Below are 16,638 nucleotides of genomic sequence, written 5' to 3' on the forward strand. Positions count from 1 at the left end.
CCGCGCGCTAGCCCTGCCGCGAGTAAGGAGAGACCTATGACGATCCAACAGATTTCAAGTTTTGCTGCGGGCGAGTGGATTGCGCCGGGGGCAGGTGCTCGCAACATCGCAAGCGCGGTGACGGGAGAGGTGATCGCAACAGCCGGAAACAACGCCTTGGACGTTCAGGGAATGCTGGATCATGCGCGCAATGTTGGTGGTCCTGCGCTGCGCAAGATGACGTTTCACCAGCGGGCCAAGATGCTCAAGGCGCTGTCTGTTCATCTGGGCAAGCACAAGCAGGCGATGTACGATCTGTCCTTCAATACCGGCGCAACCCAGGCGGATCATCTGATCGACATTGACGGCGGTATTGGCACGATGTTCGTCTTTGCCTCAAAAGGGCGGCGCGAGATGCCGGACGGGCATGTCTATCTGGATGGTGAGGTCGAGCAGCTTTCGCGCAATGGCACCTTTCTGGGGCAGCACATTTGTACACCCCTGCAAGGCGTGGCCGTCCATATCAACGCTTTCAACTTTCCGGTTTGGGGCATGCTGGAAAAGCTGGCGCCGACCCTGCTGGCGGGGGTTCCGGCCATCGTCAAACCGGCCACGAATTCCTGTTACGTGACCGAGCTGTGTGTTCGCCTGATGCTGGATTCGGGCATCTTGCCCAGCGGGGCGTTGCAGCTGGTGTCAGGCGGTTTGGGCGACATGCTGGATCACCTGACCCTGCAAGACGTGGTCAGCTTTACCGGCTCGGCGGATACAGCGCTGAAGCTGCGTGCGAACCCTGTGATCCTGGAAAATTCGGTCCGGTTCGTGGCGGAACAGGACAGCTTGAACTGCTCGGTCCTTGGCCCTGATGCCGCGCCGGGAACGCCCGAATTCGATCTGTTCGTCAAAGAGGTTCAGCGCGAGATGACCACCAAGGCGGGTCAGAAATGCACTGCCATCCGCAGGATCATCGCGCCCGAGCCGCATGTGCAGGCCGTGATTGAGGCGCTGTCCGCGCGTTTGGCAAAGACCACCATCGGGGATCCGAAACTGGAAACCACCCGAATGGGTGCGCTGGTCTCAGCCAGTCAGAAGCGCGATGTTTTAGAGAAGGCCGCGATTATAGGGCGCGAGGCCGAGTGCGTCTTTGGCAACCCGGACGACTTCGTGGTCGATGGGGCCGATGCGGATAAGGGCGCCTTTCTGCCACCAATGCTGTTCCATTGCAGCGATCCCGATGCCGCGCAACGTGTGCATGATACCGAAGCCTTTGGGCCCGTCAGTACAATCATGGGCTATCGCGATACCGACCACGCGATTGAGCTGGCGAACCGAGGGCAGGGGTCTCTGGTGGCCTCAGTCATCACACATGATGCTGATGTTGCCCGCAAATTTGTTATGGGGGCAGGGGCCTATCATGGGCGGCTCTATTTCAACAACCGAGACTCGATGAAAGAATCCACAGGCCATGGCTCTCCTTTGCCGCATATGGTCCATGGCGGTCCCGGCCGTGCTGGCGGTGGCGAGGAAATGGGCGGTGTGCGCGGTGTGATGCATTATATGCAACGTACGGCGATTCAAGGATCGCCGGACATATTGACAGCTATTGGCGAGAGATGGGTGCCGGGTGCCGCCGAGGAGGTCAATGCGCCAGCCCATCCATTTACACGCCGCTATCACGATCTGGCCATTGGTGAGACGATCCACACCGCACCGCGGACCGTGACCATGGAAGACATTGAACATTTCGCGGAATTCACTGGCGACACCTTCTATGCCCACATGGATCAGGCCGCGGCTGAGCGTAACCCGTTCTTTCCGGGCCGGGTCGCACATGGATATCTTTTGCTGTCTTTCGCGGCGGGTCTTTTTGTGGAACCGAACGAGGGGCCGGTCCTGGCCAATACTGGGCTCGATAACCTGCGCTTTATGAAACCGGTAGAGGCAGGCGACAGCATCAAGGTGCGCCTGACGGTCAAAAAGAAAACCCGCCGCAATGATGAATATGGCGAGGTGCGCTGGCATGTCACCCTGACCCAACAGGATGATGAGCCTGTGGCCGAATATGAGCTGCTGACCATGGTGGCCTACTAAGATTCTTGGGCCGGATGGTAATTCGATCTGGCCCGATTATACTTGCCGTATGAAAGATTCAGCCCCTGATTGGTTTGAAACCTGCGTTAGCCATCTGACCTCTGAGGGTACGCAACGGGTGTGGTCAGTGCTGGTGACGATATTCGGTGATCTGGCGCAGGAAGAAACAGATCAGATAAGTGGTGCGGTGATCACCGCACTGACCAGCCTTGCCGGGATCAAGGCCGAAGCCACGCGTGTTGCCCTGCATCGGCTGCGCAAGGATGGCTGGATTGAAAGCACCCGCAAAGGGCGCAGCAGCTTTCACCGCCTGACCGCGTTTGGCCGTCATCAGAGTGTGACCGCCGCACCGCGTATCTATGCCAAGGAAGCGCCGGAACCCGGCCTCTGGCATGTACTTATCGCCAGCAATTCGGACTCATCGCGCAAAGAATTGGCTGACCTGATGCTGACTGGGGACTACATCTCTCTCAATCCCGCAACATCGATGGCTCCGGGTCAGGTTCCGGCGGGTCTTGAAGAGCTGATGTGCGTGGAAAGCAGCGCTATCTCTGTTCCTGGCTGGCTTCGGGATCTCTGCGGGCCAGAGGCGTTGAAAACCGCCTATGATCAGTTCTTGAGATCGACACAGATCATCGACCAAGAGATGCCATCTGAGGGGGCGGGCGACCCGATGAAGACGGCCATTCTGCGTGTCCTGATCGTGCATAATTGGCGCCGTATTGTTCTGCGCCATCCCGCCTTTCCTGCAGCGTTTCTGCCCGCTGACTGGAAAGGCCCTGCATGCCGGGCGGCTGTATCTCAGTTGTTGGAAAAACTGCCGCGCCCGGATTTAACATCCTTGGAAGCCGAGCTGGACAGCTAGGTTTTCTTTAGCGTCACCTATCTGATCCGCCCGATGCTGGTCATTCGGCGATCATTGCGGGCGTATCTCTCGCGCTTAATGTTACAGAAAAGCTAAGAAAGAAGAAGAGCTCGTAACATAAAGCTTGCCTCGAATCGATGGACGCCCTAAAAACCGACCATGCGGTCAATGATACGGATCAGCACCTACAGGAGAATTAAGTGATGGACGCATTCATTTGCGACGCGACGCGCACTCCGATTGGGCGATATGGGGGGGCTTTGTCGTCAGTCAGGACAGATGATCTGGCCGCGATTCCATTGGCCGCCCTGAAAGAGCGCAACCCGCAGGTTGATTGGGCCAGCGTTGATGATGTGATCTATGGCGATGCCAATCAGGCGGGTGAAAGCAACCGCAATGTGGCGCGGATGGCGGCCTTGTTGGCTGGATTGCCGGTTGATGTGCCCGGAACAACAGTGAACCGATTGTGCGCCAGTGGAATGGATGCGGTTGGAATGGCGGCGCGGGGCATCAAGGCGGGCGATTATGATCTGGCTGTGGCCGGCGGCGTCGAAAGCATGTCGCGGGCGCCCTTTGTGATGCCCAAGGCGACCTCGGCCTTTACCCGCAGCAATGCGGTCTATGACACCACAATCGGTTGGCGCTTTGTGAACCCGAAGATGAAACAGGCCTATGGCATCGACTCGATGCCGCAAACGGCCGACAATGTGGCCGAAGACTTTGGTATCAGCCGCGATGACCAAGATGCTTTTGCGGCGCGCAGTCAGGCCCGATGGGCCGCCGCGCACGAGGCAGGTCTGTTCCGGGATGAAATCACTCCGGTCACGATCCCGCAACGCAAGGGCGATCCGATCATTGTCGATACGGATGAACATCCGCGCCCGGATGTGACCGTGGACAAGCTGTCCGGTCTCAAAGGTGTCAACGGGCCGGATAAGACGGTGACCGCTGGCAACGCCTCGGGCGTCAATGACGGCGCTGCGGCCATTTTGATGGCCAATGAGGCGGCAGCGTCAAAGAACGGCCTGACCCCGATGGCCCGGGTCGTGGGCATGTCTGTCGCCGGGGTTGAGCCGCGTGTCATGGGCATTGGCCCGGTTCCGGCTAGCCGCAAAGTTTTGGCTCGCGCCGGGCTGAGCATCGAGCAAATGGACGTGATAGAGTTGAATGAGGCCTTCGCGTCACAGGGTCTGGCGACACTGCGCGAACTGGGTCTGCCAGACGACGCGCCACAGGTGAACCCGAATGGGGGCGCGATTGCCATTGGCCACCCGTTGGGCATGTCCGGCGCAAGGTTGGTTATGACCGCGGCCTATCAGTTGCGGCGCACGGGCGGGCGATACGCGCTGTGCACCATGTGTGTCGGCGTCGGTCAGGGCGCAGCGCTTATTCTTGAACGCGTATAGGGGAGATGACGGGATATGTATGCTCAGATGGTTAAGTCCGAGGCGACACAGGAAGATCCTGCAAAGCTCGCTGCCTTTCAGTCGCGCATAGACGCTGACGAAAAGATCGAACCCAAGGATTGGATGCCCGAAGGCTATCGCAAGACGCTGATCCGCCAGATCGGCCAGCACGCCCATTCCGAAATCGTTGGACAACTGCCCGAGGCGAACTGGATCACACGGGCACCCACACTGGAACGCAAGGCGATCCTGTTGGCAAAAGTTCAGGACGAGGCCGGGCATGGTCTGTACCTTTACTGCGCCGCCGAAACACTGGGTGTCAGCCGGGATGAGATCACCGAAATGCTGCTGGACGGGCGCATGAAATACTCGTCCATCTTCAACTATCCCACCCTGAACTGGGCTGATGTTGGTGCCGTTGGCTGGCTGGTGGATGGCGCCGCGATCATGAACCAGGTGCCGTTGCAGCGCACGTCTTACGGTCCCTATTCACGCGCCATGATCCGCATCTGCAAAGAAGAGAGCTTTCATCAGCGTCAGGGCTATGACGCCATCCGCAAGATGGCCGAAGGCACGCCGGACCAGAAACGAATGGCGCAGGACGCTTTGAACCGCTTTTGGTACCCATCGCTGATGATGTTTGGACCGTCCGACAAGGACTCGGTGCATTCGACGCAGTCGATGAAATGGAAGATCAAGATGAACACCAATGACGAGCTGCGTCAGAAATTCGTCGATCAGACTGTGCCACAGGCCGAGTATCTGGGCCTGACCATCCCTGACCCAAAGCTGAATTGGAACGACGATCGCGGCCATTATGATTTTTCAGAACCTGACTGGTCCGAGTTCTTCGATGTCATCAGTGGCAATGGCCCCTGCAACACCGACCGGCTGGCCGCCCGAAACCAAGCCTGGGACGACGGCAAATGGGTGCGCGACGGGCTGATGGCCTATGCCGAAAAGAAACGCTCTGGCACAGTGGCTGCCGAATAAGCCGACCCTGAGGAGGAAACCCGATGAAAAACGAATGGCCCCTGTGGGAAGTCTTTATCCGCGGTCAGCATGGTATGAGCCACCGTCACGTCGGCTCGTTGCATGCCCCTGACGCGGAGATGGCCATCAAGAACGCGCGCGATGTCTATACCCGCCGCAATGAAGGTGTGTCGATCTGGGTGGTCGAGGCGAATAATATCTCGGCCTCCTCGCCCAGCGACAAGGGCCCATTATACGAGCCCAGCGAAAGCAAGGTCTATCGTCACCCGACCTTTTTCGACATCCCCGATGAAGTGGGGGCCATGTGATGGACCGGGACGCGGCATTTGTACAATTCCTTCTTCGGATGGGTGATAACGACCTGGTCCTTGGCCATCGCGTCAGTGAATGGTGCGGCCATGCGCCGGTGCTGGAAGAGGATATCGCACTGGCCAACACGGCCTTGGACCTGATCGGGCAGACTCAGATGTGGTTGGGTCTGGCGGGGGAAATCCAAGGCGGCAAAACCGCTGACGATCTGGCCTTCCTGCGCGATGCCTGGGATTTCCGCAATGTGCTGCTGGTCGAGGTTCCCAATGGGGATTTTGGCCGGACCCTGATGCGCCAGTTCCTGTTCGATGCATGGCATTCCATCATGCTGGGACGCTTGCTCAACTCTACGGATGACCGTGTCGCGGCCATTGCCGCGAAAGCCAGCAAAGAGGTGGCATATCACCTGGAACGCTCGGGCGACACGGTGGTTGGTCTGGGGGACGGAACAGCGGAAAGCCACGCCCGGATGCAGTCGGCTCTGGACTACCTGTGGCCGTATGTCGGTGAGATGTTCACCAGCGACGAAGTTGACGTCGAGATGGTCGCGGCGGGCATTGCGCCGAACCCCGCGGATCTGCGCGCGGAGTTTGACGCTTTAGTGCAGCGGATCCTGTCCGAGGCGACCTTGACGATCCCGGAAGGCGCGTTTGCCCATAAAGGTGGGCGTGACGGGCGGATGCATACGGAACATCTGGGTCATCTGTTGACACAGATGCAGTGGCTGCAACGCGCCTATCCCGAAGCAAGCTGGTAACGCCGATGGATCGGGCATCGACCAAACAAATCTGGGAATGGCTGGATGCTGTTCCTGACCCTGAAATTCCGGTGATTTCGGTGGTCGATCTTGGCATTGTGCGCGATGTGCAGTGGCAGGACGAGACGTTGAAGGTGACGGTCACTCCAACCTATTCCGGCTGTCCGGCAACATCCATTATCAGCCTGGATATCGAAACCGCCTTGCACGATCGCGGGATCAGTGACGTGCAGATCGAAACCAGCATCGCCCCGGCCTGGACCACCGATTGGCTCAGCGAAAAGGGCCGCGCCCGGTTGGAAGACTATGGCATTGCCCCGCCGCAACCGGCAGGCGGCCCGGATCGCTGTCCACGCTGCGGCAGCAAAGCGGTCGAGAAGGTCAGCCAGTTCGGTTCGACGCCTTGCAAGGCGCATTGGCGATGCACCGACTGCCTGGAACCATTTGACTATTTCAAGTGCATCTGAGGAGGACCACCGGATGGCACGTTTCCACGACCTGAAAGTCACAGATATCCACAAAACCACTCGCGATGCGGTGGTGGTGACACTGGAACCTGTGAACGGCGCTGCAGATCAGTTCGATTTCACCGCCGGTCAATATCTGACATTTCGTCGCGAATTTGAGGGCGAAGAACTGCGCCGGTCCTACTCGATCTGCGCGGGCAAGGATGAAGGCGTGCTGCAGGTTGGCATCAAACGCGTTGAAGGCGGCGCATTTTCCGGATGGGCGAATACTGAACTGAATATCGGCGACATCGTCGAGGCCATGCCGCCGATGGGCAGCTTTCATACTCCGATAGATGCGGGTGCGGAAAAGCAATATCTGGGCTTTGCAGGGGGCTCGGGGATTACTCCGGTCCTGTCGATCCTCAAAACGACCCTCGCACAGGAACCGCAATCACGCTTTACCCTTATCTATGCCAATAAGGGCATCAACACGATCATGTTCCGCGAGGATCTCGAAGACCTCAAGAACCTCTATATGGGTCGCCTCAACGTGATCCACGTTCTTGAGAGGGATTCACAAGAGATCGAGCTGTTCACCGGTTTGGTGACCCAGGAAAAATGCGCGCAGCTGTTCAAACATTGGGTCGATATCGACCATGTCGACACCGCATTTATCTGCGGCCCGGAACCGATGATGCTGGGCATTGCCGCCGCATTGCGCGAACACGGACTGGATGACAGCCAGATCAAGTTTGAACTGTTCGCCAGCGCCCAGCCCGGACGGGCCAAGGCTAAGCCCGTTTCGGCAGAAACGGGTACGCAGGGCAATCAAAGCAGCGCGTCGATCACGCTGGATGGATCCACTCAGACCGTGACCATACCCAAGGACCAATCCATCCTTGAGGCGGCCCTTGCAAACGCTATGGATGCCCCGTTTGCCTGCAAGGCGGGTGTCTGTTCGACCTGCCGCTGCAAGGTGCTTGAGGGTGAGGTCGAGATGCTCGCCAATCACGCGCTGGAAGATTACGAAGTGGAAAAAGGCTATGTGCTAAGCTGCCAGGCCTACCCGGTAACAGACCGCGTGGTCGTCGATTACGACCGGTAGAAAGGGGGCAGATATGTCCGATTCAATGACACTCGACAGCTATCTGGCCGCAGGCGGTGTTCTGACCAACCCATCGAACGTGCCGCCTCGCTATCGGGCCGAGCTGATGAAGCTGATGGCGACATTTGTCGACAGCGAACTGGCTGGGGCTGCCGGGTTTGCCGACATCATCAATCAGGGGCCGGGGATCAAGGAACGGATCGCCGCCGCAAAGATCGTGCTGGAAAAGTCAGACCACGCAAATTGTGTTCTCAGCATCATGGGCGAATTTGGCGCAGATACCGAACGCTATGCCAATCACCATCCTTGGACCATGCGCTTGTCGCGGGATGCGGATATAGGGGCCACCCGGTCCGAGCATGACATGCGTCTGGCGGTGTTCAACTATCCGCTGTCCGGCTGGACAGACGCTGTGGTCATGAACCTGCTGATGAGCCGCGCGGTGGCCGAACAACTGGCCGAGTATTCCACCATCTCGTATCAGCCTCTGGCCGAAGCCTTCCGATCCATCGCCCCGGTCGAGGCACATCATGGCGAGCTGGCGTTGGAAGGGGCGGTCAAACTGATCGAGAACGGTGCGGCGGACGACATGCAGAACTCGGTCACTTACTGGTGGCCTCGGGTTGCGGTGTCCTTCGGCGGCGATGACCCGAAACGGTTCGAGCTGTTGAAATCAATGGGCCTGCGTCGCAACACAAACAGCGCATTGCAGGACCGTTGGGGCCAGACAATGGCTGCAACTCTGGCAACGCTTGGCCTCAAATCGCCTGCTTGAACGAAAGCGCCCTAGGCGGACACCCTTCACGCTCTAGGCAAAGAGCCGTCCGAACTGAGGGTTGAGGTCCTCAATGCCGGCCAATCGAAGCATATGCCAGGCAAGCGCCTGATTACTGGAAATGACTGGAATCCCGATCTTTTCTTCTGCCTGAACAATGACGTCAAGGCATCGCAGATTCGTGCAAGAGACAATGACAGCATCGCAGGGCGCTTGAGCCGCGACCTTTTCAATAGCGTCAAGGATCGACCCTTCTGTGATCCGCGCAACAACGCGATCATTTCCTTCCTCGAACGACCCGAAACCTGCGATTTCGAAACCGGCCTGTTCCAGCTTTGTGCGCATCCCAGCGGAAACTTCGGGAATATAGGGGGTGACGAAGCCCAATCGTCGGGCTCCTAAATGCTGACCGGCAGCGATGATTGCCGCCAACGGATCTGTCACACGTGCATCCGGGCAGACCGTCTTTATCACCTTGGCCACATTCTCGGACCCGATCACGGTCGAGGCCGAGGTACAGCCAAATCCGATTGCATCAAAGCTGAGCGATGGTGGTAAAAGCCGTGCCGTCGCAGGTAAGTCCTGTTCCATCCGCGCCAGTGTGTCGGGTCGGATTTCGGGCACCATCGGAATCCGGCTGTGATAGAGCGCGACACCAGCTAGGCGCATGATCCGAGAGAATTCGTTCTCTAACGTCTCGTCAGTCTCAAGAACAATCACACCTAGATTGGCGCGGGTGCCAATGCCTTCGTCTGTTTCGAAATCAAGCTTCATGATTGGCCTCAGATGATTGGTAGTTCGGGCGCGGCGCGTTTGGTCAAAAGCTCTGCCCCACTTGCACGTATGACGATGTTCTCTTCGTGCACCATGACCCGACCGTCGCCATAACCAAGTGATGGTTCAAGGGTCAGTACCATATTTTCGGCGATCTCGGTTGTATCCCAACTGGTGTGTGAGGGCCATTCGGTCAGCTGCATGCCAAGCCCATGACCCAGCCTGCCGACGTCACCACCCTGATCGTCGAGCTCAGCGATCACCTTCTGCATCGCTAGAAACAATTCTCGGCAAGTCGCTCCGGGGCGAGCTGCGGCGATCCCGGCCTCAGTCGCGCGCCAAAGAACATCATATGCACGGCGTGAGGCGTCATCGGCGCGGCCAATGGCCCAATTCCGATCGAAGTCACAAAAATACCCGTCCCAGTTGGAACCGGTGTCAAGCATCAGCACATCGCCGCGCGTCAGTGGACGGCGGGACGGGGGCGAGATGACGTCGTGATAGCCACCCGTATCAGCACCGCCGACCAAATACGGAACATCATCGGCACCCTGCGCCAGCCCTTCGCGCCGAAAGGAGCGGAAAACATCCTCAAGCGGCTGCCCTTCGCGGGCGAAGTCAGGCACCTGCTCAAACGTTTGCGACCCGATTGAGCAGATATAAGAGAGCTTTTCGATCTCGGCCTCGGATTTCACCATTCGCAAGCCCCGAACGATCTCGGTCGCGTCAGTGATCTTTAGCCCATTCAGGCCCGCCAACAGCCGCTCATAATCGCCAAGCGGCATCCGCAAATGGGTTTCGTGGCCCTTCATCAGGCCGACAGTCTCGCCGCGGCTGGCAAGCGGCGCCAGCAGATCGGTCAACAGCCCGATACCGTCATCCTTTGGTGCAGGTGCGCCCCAGGTGCGGATATCTGTGACCCAGGTTCGCCGCATAAGGTCTGCGCCGATCTCAGGGATGATTGCGATGGGCTTGCCGGATGCCGGGATGAACAGGAACCATGGGCGGGTCGGGCTTTGCCAAAACAGTGTGTGGAACCCGCTGAAATAGCGCACATCCGGTTCAGTTGTCAGCAATATGCCCGCCATACCGGTTTCGGCCATCTTTGTCTGCGCCGCTGCGGTACGCGTTGCGAATTCTTGTTGGTCAAAACCACGTCGTGGGGCGTTCATGACTCTTGATCCTTTCGCAGGGGCAACCGGTCCTGAACCAATCGGGCCCAGAATTCAGCTCCGATCGGCAGCAGTTCATCATTGAAATCATAGTCAGAAGCATGAAGCGGTTGGCCATGCGGCCCGGTCTCGCCATTGCCCAGCAAAAGGAAACATCCTGGCACGGCGGCCGAAAACTGGGCGAAATCCTCAGAAAAACTCATCGGTGCCCGATCTTTGATCAGGTCACAACCGGCGGCTTCGGCTGCGCGATATACCGCAAGGGCCGGGGTGGCGGCGTTGATGGTCTCGACGAACTGCGTATCAAAGCTGACCGAGGCCTGAATGCTATGCGCCGCCGCAATCCCCTCGGCGATCTGGCGCATGAACCCTTCGATGGCGCTGCGGTCCTCGGGCGATCTGGCGCGGAAATCTCCTTTGAGAGTGGCGTTGCCCGGCAAGACATTTCGCTGGCCGTCCGTCAGGAATTCGGTCACGGACACTACCGCGCCAGAGGCGGGCGCAAGCTTTCTTGCCACCACGGTCTGCAATGCCACCACAATCTCGGACCCTACGGTAATTGCATCAACGCCGGTTTGTGGCATCGAGGCATGACCGCCCTGGCCTTTAACCGTGATCTCGAACAGGGTTTCACTGTTACAGATAATACCGGTGCGGGTCGAAATCTGACCGGTTGGAGCGCCTGGCAAATTGTGGATTGCATAGATTTCTTCGACCGGAAATTGCTCTAGCACACCGTCGTCGATCATCGCGCGCGCGCCCAGGCCGTGCTCTTCGTTTGGCTGGAATAGAAAAACAACCGTACCGTCAAAGGTAGGTTCTTTCGCCAGACGCTCTGCCGCCCCAAGCAGCATGGTTGTATGTCCATCGTGGCCACAAGCATGCATCACACCGGGTGAGGTAGAGACATAGTCATGGGACGAGGTTTCGGTGATTGGAAGCGCATCCATGTCAGCACGCAGGCCAATGGCTTTGTTGCCACCGCCGGATCGAAGCACACCGACAACGCCTGCGCCTTCGTGCACTTCGATCCCAAGGGCGCGCAGCCGTTCAGCGACAACCGACTTGGTTCGCTTCTCTTGAAAGCCCAGTTCCGGGTGCCTGTGCAAATCCCGCCGAAGCGCGATCATACGGTTTTCTAAATCGCTCATTTCTTCATCCGCGTGTGAGTTGCATCGGTTCTACAGGATAGGGCTGCGTGTTTCGCATCAAATTTCCGGCCCTAAAGCAGAAAAAATTGCACAAAAGCGCCAAGTTCAGATCGGAAGTTCCAGACCAATCTTTGTACGGTCCATCGCGACGGATGTGCGAAATCTGCGGACGTTCGAGTTATCGAAAAACAAGCGATGGGTCAGGTCCTCGAAATCCTCCATGTCCTGCGCGACGCAGATAAGAACAAAGTCGGCATCACCGGTCACATAATAGCATTGCTGAACTTGCGGCTCGTTCCTGGCGCGTTTTCGGAACAGATCGAGTTGCTGAAGCGATTCCCGGTCAAGTTCGACCAGAACAATGAAGGTCATCTTATAGTCAAAGCGCGACGGGTTGAGCACCGCGACCTCTTTCAGGATCAGCCCGGAATCTCGCAACCGCTTGAGCCGCCGCTGCACCGAGGGAACAGAAAGACTGCATTCTTGCGCCAGCTGTTCCAGCCCGATTCGACAATCCCTTTGCAGGGTTCTGAGGATTATCGTGTCTGCATCATCAAGTTGTTGGTTCATGAAAAATCCTCGCGATGGAAGAGGCAGGTTTGAAACATATTATCGAGATTAGGGTCAAATACGATAAATAGAAATAGGTCGGTCATGCACAATCTCTGCACATGGAGAAAGCGGATGAAAAATACATGATAGTGACCGACGACCTAAGCTTCGCCCCGGATTTCGTCCGTGCGCAGGTGTTTTTTCAGGGGCAAGAGACCTATGCTGTATCGCCGCTGATTGAAATCACGGGGCCGGATGGTCAGAGCATTCTGGCCAAGAACGAGACAGAGCGTATGGGGCTTGGCGCCTTCAAAGCTTTGGGGGCACCCTATGCGGTTGCACGCCTTCTCGAGGATGCATGGCACGAGAATACAGGTGAAACGCTCTCCCTCACGCGGATGAAGGATGCCGATTTTAGAGAATTCGCATCTAGCCACACATTCGTCTGCGCAAGTGCAGGCAACCACGGAATGGGCGTTGCGGCTGGGGCACGGGCGATGGGCGCAAAGGCGCGAATTCATCTGGCGCAGACCGTACCGCAAGGGTTCGGCGACCGTCTTAGAACCTTCGGTGTCGAGGTTGTCCGTTCGGGCGATGTTTATGACGAAAGCGTCGCCGCCGCTATTGCTGACGCCAAAACCACCGGTGCCACGCTTTTGGCCGACGGAACCTGGCCTGGTTACACCGAAATTCCGAAACTGGTGATGGAGGGCTATTGCGTCATCGCCGAAGAGTTGCGCGCGCGGTTCGAGGCCTCGGGGCAGTGGCCTACGCATGTCTATCTGCAGGCCGGTGTCGGTGGGTTGGCCGCCGCAATGTCGCATATGATCCGTCTGAACTGGGCGGAACAGCCTGAACTGATCGTTGTCGAACCCGGCGCTGCGTCCTGTTTGCGGGCCAGTCACTTGGCCGGACGGGCCACCCGCAGCGATGGGCCGGATTCGAATATGGGTCGGCTTGACTGCAAGGCACCGTCGATCGTGGCCTGGGATGTGCTCGAGCGCTGCGGCGTGAGCTACGAAACCCTTTCCGAAGAAGAAGGCCAGGCAGCCGCAGAAGCTGTCACAGCACTTGGAATCGCGACCACTCCGTCAGGCGCGGCCGGTTACGGCGCCCTGTGCAAGAGAACCAACCAACAGGCGAGGACGCAGGAAATACGTCCTCTTGTCATCATCTCAGAAGGGCTCGCATGAGCGGGCAAGAAAGGACTAACAGAATGACATCCATTTTTAGCAAGCTGATAACCTCGGCGGTTTTCGCGGCAGGTCTGTCGACTGCTGCCTTTGCGGACACCTGGAAATTCGCCTCGGAAGAGGACAAAGGCGACGTACAGGATATCTTTGCACAGGCCTTCGCCGAAAGTGTCAAAGAGCAGTCCGATGGCGACATCAAAGTGCGTATCTACTACTACGGTCAGTTGGGTACCGAGAACGATATTGTCGAGCTGACATCTAAGGGTACGGTCCAGTTCGTATCGGTGGGCACCGGTCACCTGGGGTCTTATGTGCCCGAGGCGCAGGTTCTTGATCTTCCCTATGTTCTGGGCGGTGATATCGACGTGATCCGCGAGGTTCTGACCACCAGCCCGACCATCTACGAAGACCTCAGCGAGAAATTCGAGAAGGTGAACCTCAAGCTGCTCACTATGATCTCGGAAGGCGACATGGCCTGGGGCGCCAACAAGGCGATCCGCAGCCCGGCGGATTTTGAAGGCCAGAAAATCCGTACCTTCACCTCGACCATTCCGGTGGAAACCTTCAAGGCGTTTGGCGCTAACCCGACTCCTTTGTCCTGGGGCGAGGTCTATGGCGCGCTGCAGTTGAAGACCGTCGATGGCATGGTGAACCCGATCTATTTCATCTACAACGCCAAGTGGCATGAGGTTCAGGATTACCTGATCTTCCCCGGCCAGCTTCCTTACGTCGGCACTGTTTCCACCAACAGCGATTGGTTCAACCGCCTGCCTGCAGATCAGCAGGAAATGGTCAAGAACGCTATCGCCAAGGGTGAGCAGGCTGCGCATGACTATCAGATCAAGATCAACTTGGAAAACATGGAAAAGATCAAAGCAGAGCGCCCCGATCTGCAGGTCATTGTCCTGACCGAGGACGAGCGCGCTGTCTTTGAAGCCCAAAGCGCCACATTGCATGAAACATTCTTCGATGTGGTCGAAAACGCCTATGACGACGCCGAGAAACCTGCGGCCCGCGCGCAAGCCCAGAAGATCCTCGACGGCCTGCTTAACGAGGTGAGCAATGCGTCGCAATAAAAGCTGACATCACTGAAAGGCGCGGCGTCTCATCCAGGCGTCGCGTCTTTCATTTACGGAACGCTGACTGGCGGGCCGAGGGAGGGAAAATCATGAGAAGCGCATTGGTCGCCCTAAGTAGGGGCACCGAGTTCATCGAGAAATTCGTTATCATTCTGGCCATATTGTTGATGATGGTGAATTCGACCGCTAACGCCATTGGCCGCTACGCCTTTGGCAAAAGCCTGTTCTTCTCGGAAGAGCTGAACCAGTTTCTGATTGTCAGCGTGACCTTTTTTGGATTTGCCTATGCGGTTCGGAAAGGTCGGAACATTCGGATGACGGCGGTTTATGACACGCTGTCCCGTCGGTCCAAGAAAGTGATCCTGACGCTGATTTCGATCACGACCAGCATGCTGCTGGCCTTTTTGGCCTATAAGTCCGTGTTCTACGTGCTTGAGATCAAAGAGCTGAACCGTCTGAGCCCGGCGCTGCAGTTTCCGGTCTATATCATCTACTCGGTGATCCCGGTCGGCCTGTTTATGGCCAGCCTGCAATATCTGATCGCATTCATCATGAATGTCACTCATGTCGGCATCTGGCACTCGTACGAGGTCGAGGACAATGACGCAGTGGATGTAGGAGTCTGAGATGCCCGGATTCCTTGATTTCCTTGGCGATGTCATAGCTGGTGAGCTGGATATCTATGTCATCACCTTTGCTCTGGTCGTGGCGATGGTGGTTCTGCTGTTCCTCAGCTACCCGATGGTTGTTCCGCTAGCGGTTGCCACGCTGATTGGCCTTGTTCATTTCTCGCAAAGCGATACTGGCGTCATCATCCAGCAGATGGTCACTGGCATTTCGCCAAACGCGCTGATCGCTGTGCCGATGTTCATATTCGCCGCCGATATCATGGCGAGAGGTCATACGGCCAACAATCTGCTGGGGCTGATCGAAGCCTTTGTCGGTCACCGCCGGGCCGGATTGCCGATCACGGCCTGCATCAGTTGCACATTGTTCGGCTCGGTTTCGGGTTCGACTCAGGCGACCGTGGTTTCGATTGGTCAGATCATGCGGCCAAAGCTGCTGAAGGCCGGTTACAAGGACAGTTTTGTCATGGCGTTGATCATCAATGCTAGCGACATCGCCTTCCTTATCCCTCCAAGCATCGGGATGATCCTATATGGCACGCTGGCCAATACCAGCGTGGGCGAGCTGTTCATTGCAGGAATTGGTCCGGGCGTTGTTCTGGCGCTGATGTTTTCGGTCTATTGCTATTTTTACAGCGTCCTGCAGGGCGATCTGATCGCGCGGGTGCCAAAGAAATCCGGTGCCGAGCGGCGCGCAGCGTTTCGCAAGGCCATACTGCCGCTTGGTTTCCCGGTCCTGATCGTCGGCGGTATCTACACCGGCGCGGTGACCCCGACCGAAGCAGCCTCGTTTTCGGTGCTTTATGCGCTGATCGTCGAATGCGTGATTTATCGGGAACTGAAACTCAACGACGTTTTGGATTCTGCTCTCAGTACAGGATTGATTACGGCGGTTGTGTTCATCCTTGTCGGGATCGGTCAGGCGTTCTCCTGGTATATTTCCTTCGAACAGATCCCACAGGGCCTGTTAGAGCCGCTGAACCTGGAAGGCGCGTCGCAGGAATACATCCTGTTCATCATCGCGCTGTGCTTCTTCGTGGGATGTATGTTCGTCGACTCGCTGGTCGTGCTTGTCATCCTTACGCCAATCTTCGTTCCGATCGTGGATGCCTCGGGGATTGATCCGGTTCTTGTCGGGGTTATGGTGACGCTGCAGATGGCCATCGGATCAGCAACACCGCCGTTTGGCTGCGATATCTTCACTGCAATCGCGATTTTCAACAGACCTTATCTTGAGGTGATCCGGGGCACTTTGCCGTTCTTCGCGATCCTGGCGCTGATGACGGCTATGCTGATCTACTTCCCGGGTATCGCGCTATTCCTCAGGGATCTGGCGGCGTTTTGACAAAATGAATGACGGAT

Annotated in this window: 17 protein-coding genes; 13 read left to right on the plus strand and 4 right to left on the minus strand. The window is 57.3% G+C overall.

What is annotated here, in order from left to right:
- The first annotated feature begins 36 nt into the window (after positions 1-36).
- The 9 genes from paaZ (at position 37) to AC2FH2_RS07060 (ending at position 8,729) form a co-directional block, all read left to right on the plus strand.
- A complete protein-coding gene (gene paaZ / locus AC2FH2_RS07020) occupies positions 37-2,070 on the plus strand; it encodes a phenylacetic acid degradation bifunctional protein PaaZ (protein WP_496823210.1) in 2,034 nt (677 codons plus the stop codon).
- A 49-nt stretch (positions 2,071-2,119) separates the two neighbouring features.
- Positions 2,120-2,935, plus strand: a complete 816-nt coding sequence (locus AC2FH2_RS07025; protein WP_496823211.1) for a PaaX family transcriptional regulator C-terminal domain-containing protein — start codon at positions 2,120-2,122, stop codon at positions 2,933-2,935.
- A 203-nt stretch (positions 2,936-3,138) separates the two neighbouring features.
- Positions 3,139-4,341 (plus strand): 3-oxoadipyl-CoA thiolase, encoded by a 1,203-nt coding sequence (pcaF, locus tag AC2FH2_RS07030; protein ID WP_282021795.1) that lies wholly within the window; start codon positions 3,139-3,141, stop codon positions 4,339-4,341.
- Positions 4,342-4,356: 15 nt separating this feature from the next.
- Positions 4,357-5,334, plus strand: a complete 978-nt coding sequence (gene paaA, locus AC2FH2_RS07035; protein ID WP_271949060.1) for a 1,2-phenylacetyl-CoA epoxidase subunit PaaA — start codon at positions 4,357-4,359, stop codon at positions 5,332-5,334.
- 23 nt (positions 5,335-5,357) lie between these two features.
- Complete coding sequence (gene paaB, locus AC2FH2_RS07040; protein WP_142639870.1) at positions 5,358-5,642, plus strand: 1,2-phenylacetyl-CoA epoxidase subunit PaaB; 285 nt, start codon at positions 5,358-5,360, stop codon at positions 5,640-5,642.
- Positions 5,642-6,400 (plus strand): 1,2-phenylacetyl-CoA epoxidase subunit PaaC, encoded by a 759-nt coding sequence (gene paaC / locus AC2FH2_RS07045; RefSeq protein ID WP_496689217.1) that lies wholly within the window; start codon positions 5,642-5,644, stop codon positions 6,398-6,400. Before paaB ends, paaC begins: the two co-directional genes overlap by 1 nt.
- 5 nt (positions 6,401-6,405) lie before the next feature.
- Complete coding sequence (paaD, locus tag AC2FH2_RS07050) at positions 6,406-6,867, plus strand: 1,2-phenylacetyl-CoA epoxidase subunit PaaD (protein ID WP_142639942.1); 462 nt, start codon at positions 6,406-6,408, stop codon at positions 6,865-6,867.
- A 13-nt stretch (positions 6,868-6,880) separates the two neighbouring features.
- Positions 6,881-7,954, plus strand: coding sequence for a 1,2-phenylacetyl-CoA epoxidase subunit PaaE (paaE, locus tag AC2FH2_RS07055; protein WP_496823212.1), 1,074 nt, complete (start codon positions 6,881-6,883; stop codon positions 7,952-7,954).
- Between the two features lie 13 nt (positions 7,955-7,967).
- The gene (locus AC2FH2_RS07060; protein ID WP_271949049.1) at positions 7,968-8,729 is read left to right on the plus strand and encodes a Phenylacetic acid catabolic protein; all 762 of its coding nucleotides are present in this window, start codon (positions 7,968-7,970) and stop codon (positions 8,727-8,729) included.
- Between the two features lie 33 nt (positions 8,730-8,762).
- Here AC2FH2_RS07060 and AC2FH2_RS07065 read toward each other — a convergent pair whose 3' ends face one another.
- From AC2FH2_RS07065 to AC2FH2_RS07080, 4 genes are all read right to left on the minus strand, one after another.
- Positions 8,763-9,503 (minus strand): maleate cis-trans isomerase family protein, encoded by a 741-nt coding sequence (locus tag AC2FH2_RS07065; protein ID WP_496786234.1) that lies wholly within the window; start codon positions 9,501-9,503, stop codon positions 8,763-8,765.
- An 8-nt stretch (positions 9,504-9,511) separates the two neighbouring features.
- Positions 9,512-10,675 (minus strand): M24 family metallopeptidase, encoded by a 1,164-nt coding sequence (locus AC2FH2_RS07070; RefSeq protein WP_496823213.1) that lies wholly within the window; start codon positions 10,673-10,675, stop codon positions 9,512-9,514.
- On the minus strand, positions 10,672-11,826 hold the full coding sequence (locus AC2FH2_RS07075) for an amidohydrolase (RefSeq protein WP_496823214.1): 1,155 nt from the start codon (positions 11,824-11,826) through the stop codon (positions 10,672-10,674). The genes AC2FH2_RS07070 and AC2FH2_RS07075 overlap by 4 nt, the downstream gene beginning before the upstream one ends.
- Positions 11,827-11,931: 105 nt before the next feature.
- Entirely contained in the window at positions 11,932-12,396 is a 465-nt protein-coding gene (locus AC2FH2_RS07080) for an Lrp/AsnC family transcriptional regulator (RefSeq protein WP_271949042.1), read from the minus strand.
- Positions 12,397-12,521: 125 nt separating this feature from the next.
- Here AC2FH2_RS07080 and AC2FH2_RS07085 point away from each other — a divergent pair, with 125 nt between their 5' ends.
- The 4 genes from AC2FH2_RS07085 to AC2FH2_RS07100 all read left to right on the plus strand — a co-directional run bounded on the left by AC2FH2_RS07085 (position 12,522) and on the right by AC2FH2_RS07100 (position 16,621).
- A complete protein-coding gene (locus AC2FH2_RS07085) occupies positions 12,522-13,571 on the plus strand; it encodes a pyridoxal-phosphate dependent enzyme (RefSeq protein WP_496823215.1) in 1,050 nt (349 codons plus the stop codon).
- A gap of 23 nt (positions 13,572-13,594) precedes the next feature.
- Positions 13,595-14,647 (plus strand): TRAP transporter substrate-binding protein, encoded by a 1,053-nt coding sequence (locus AC2FH2_RS07090; RefSeq protein ID WP_496823216.1) that lies wholly within the window; start codon positions 13,595-13,597, stop codon positions 14,645-14,647.
- Between the two features lie 92 nt (positions 14,648-14,739).
- Positions 14,740-15,276 (plus strand): TRAP transporter small permease, encoded by a 537-nt coding sequence (locus AC2FH2_RS07095; RefSeq protein ID WP_142639851.1) that lies wholly within the window; start codon positions 14,740-14,742, stop codon positions 15,274-15,276.
- Positions 15,277-15,337: 61 nt separating this feature from the next.
- Positions 15,338-16,621 carry a TRAP transporter large permease gene (locus AC2FH2_RS07100; protein WP_416383921.1) on the plus strand — a complete coding sequence of 428 codons (1,284 nt, stop codon included), beginning with the start codon at positions 15,338-15,340 and terminating at the stop codon, positions 16,619-16,621.
- Positions 16,622-16,638 lie beyond the last annotated feature (17 nt).

The sequence above is a fragment of the Ruegeria sp. YTSA105 genome (genome assembly GCF_059610225.1).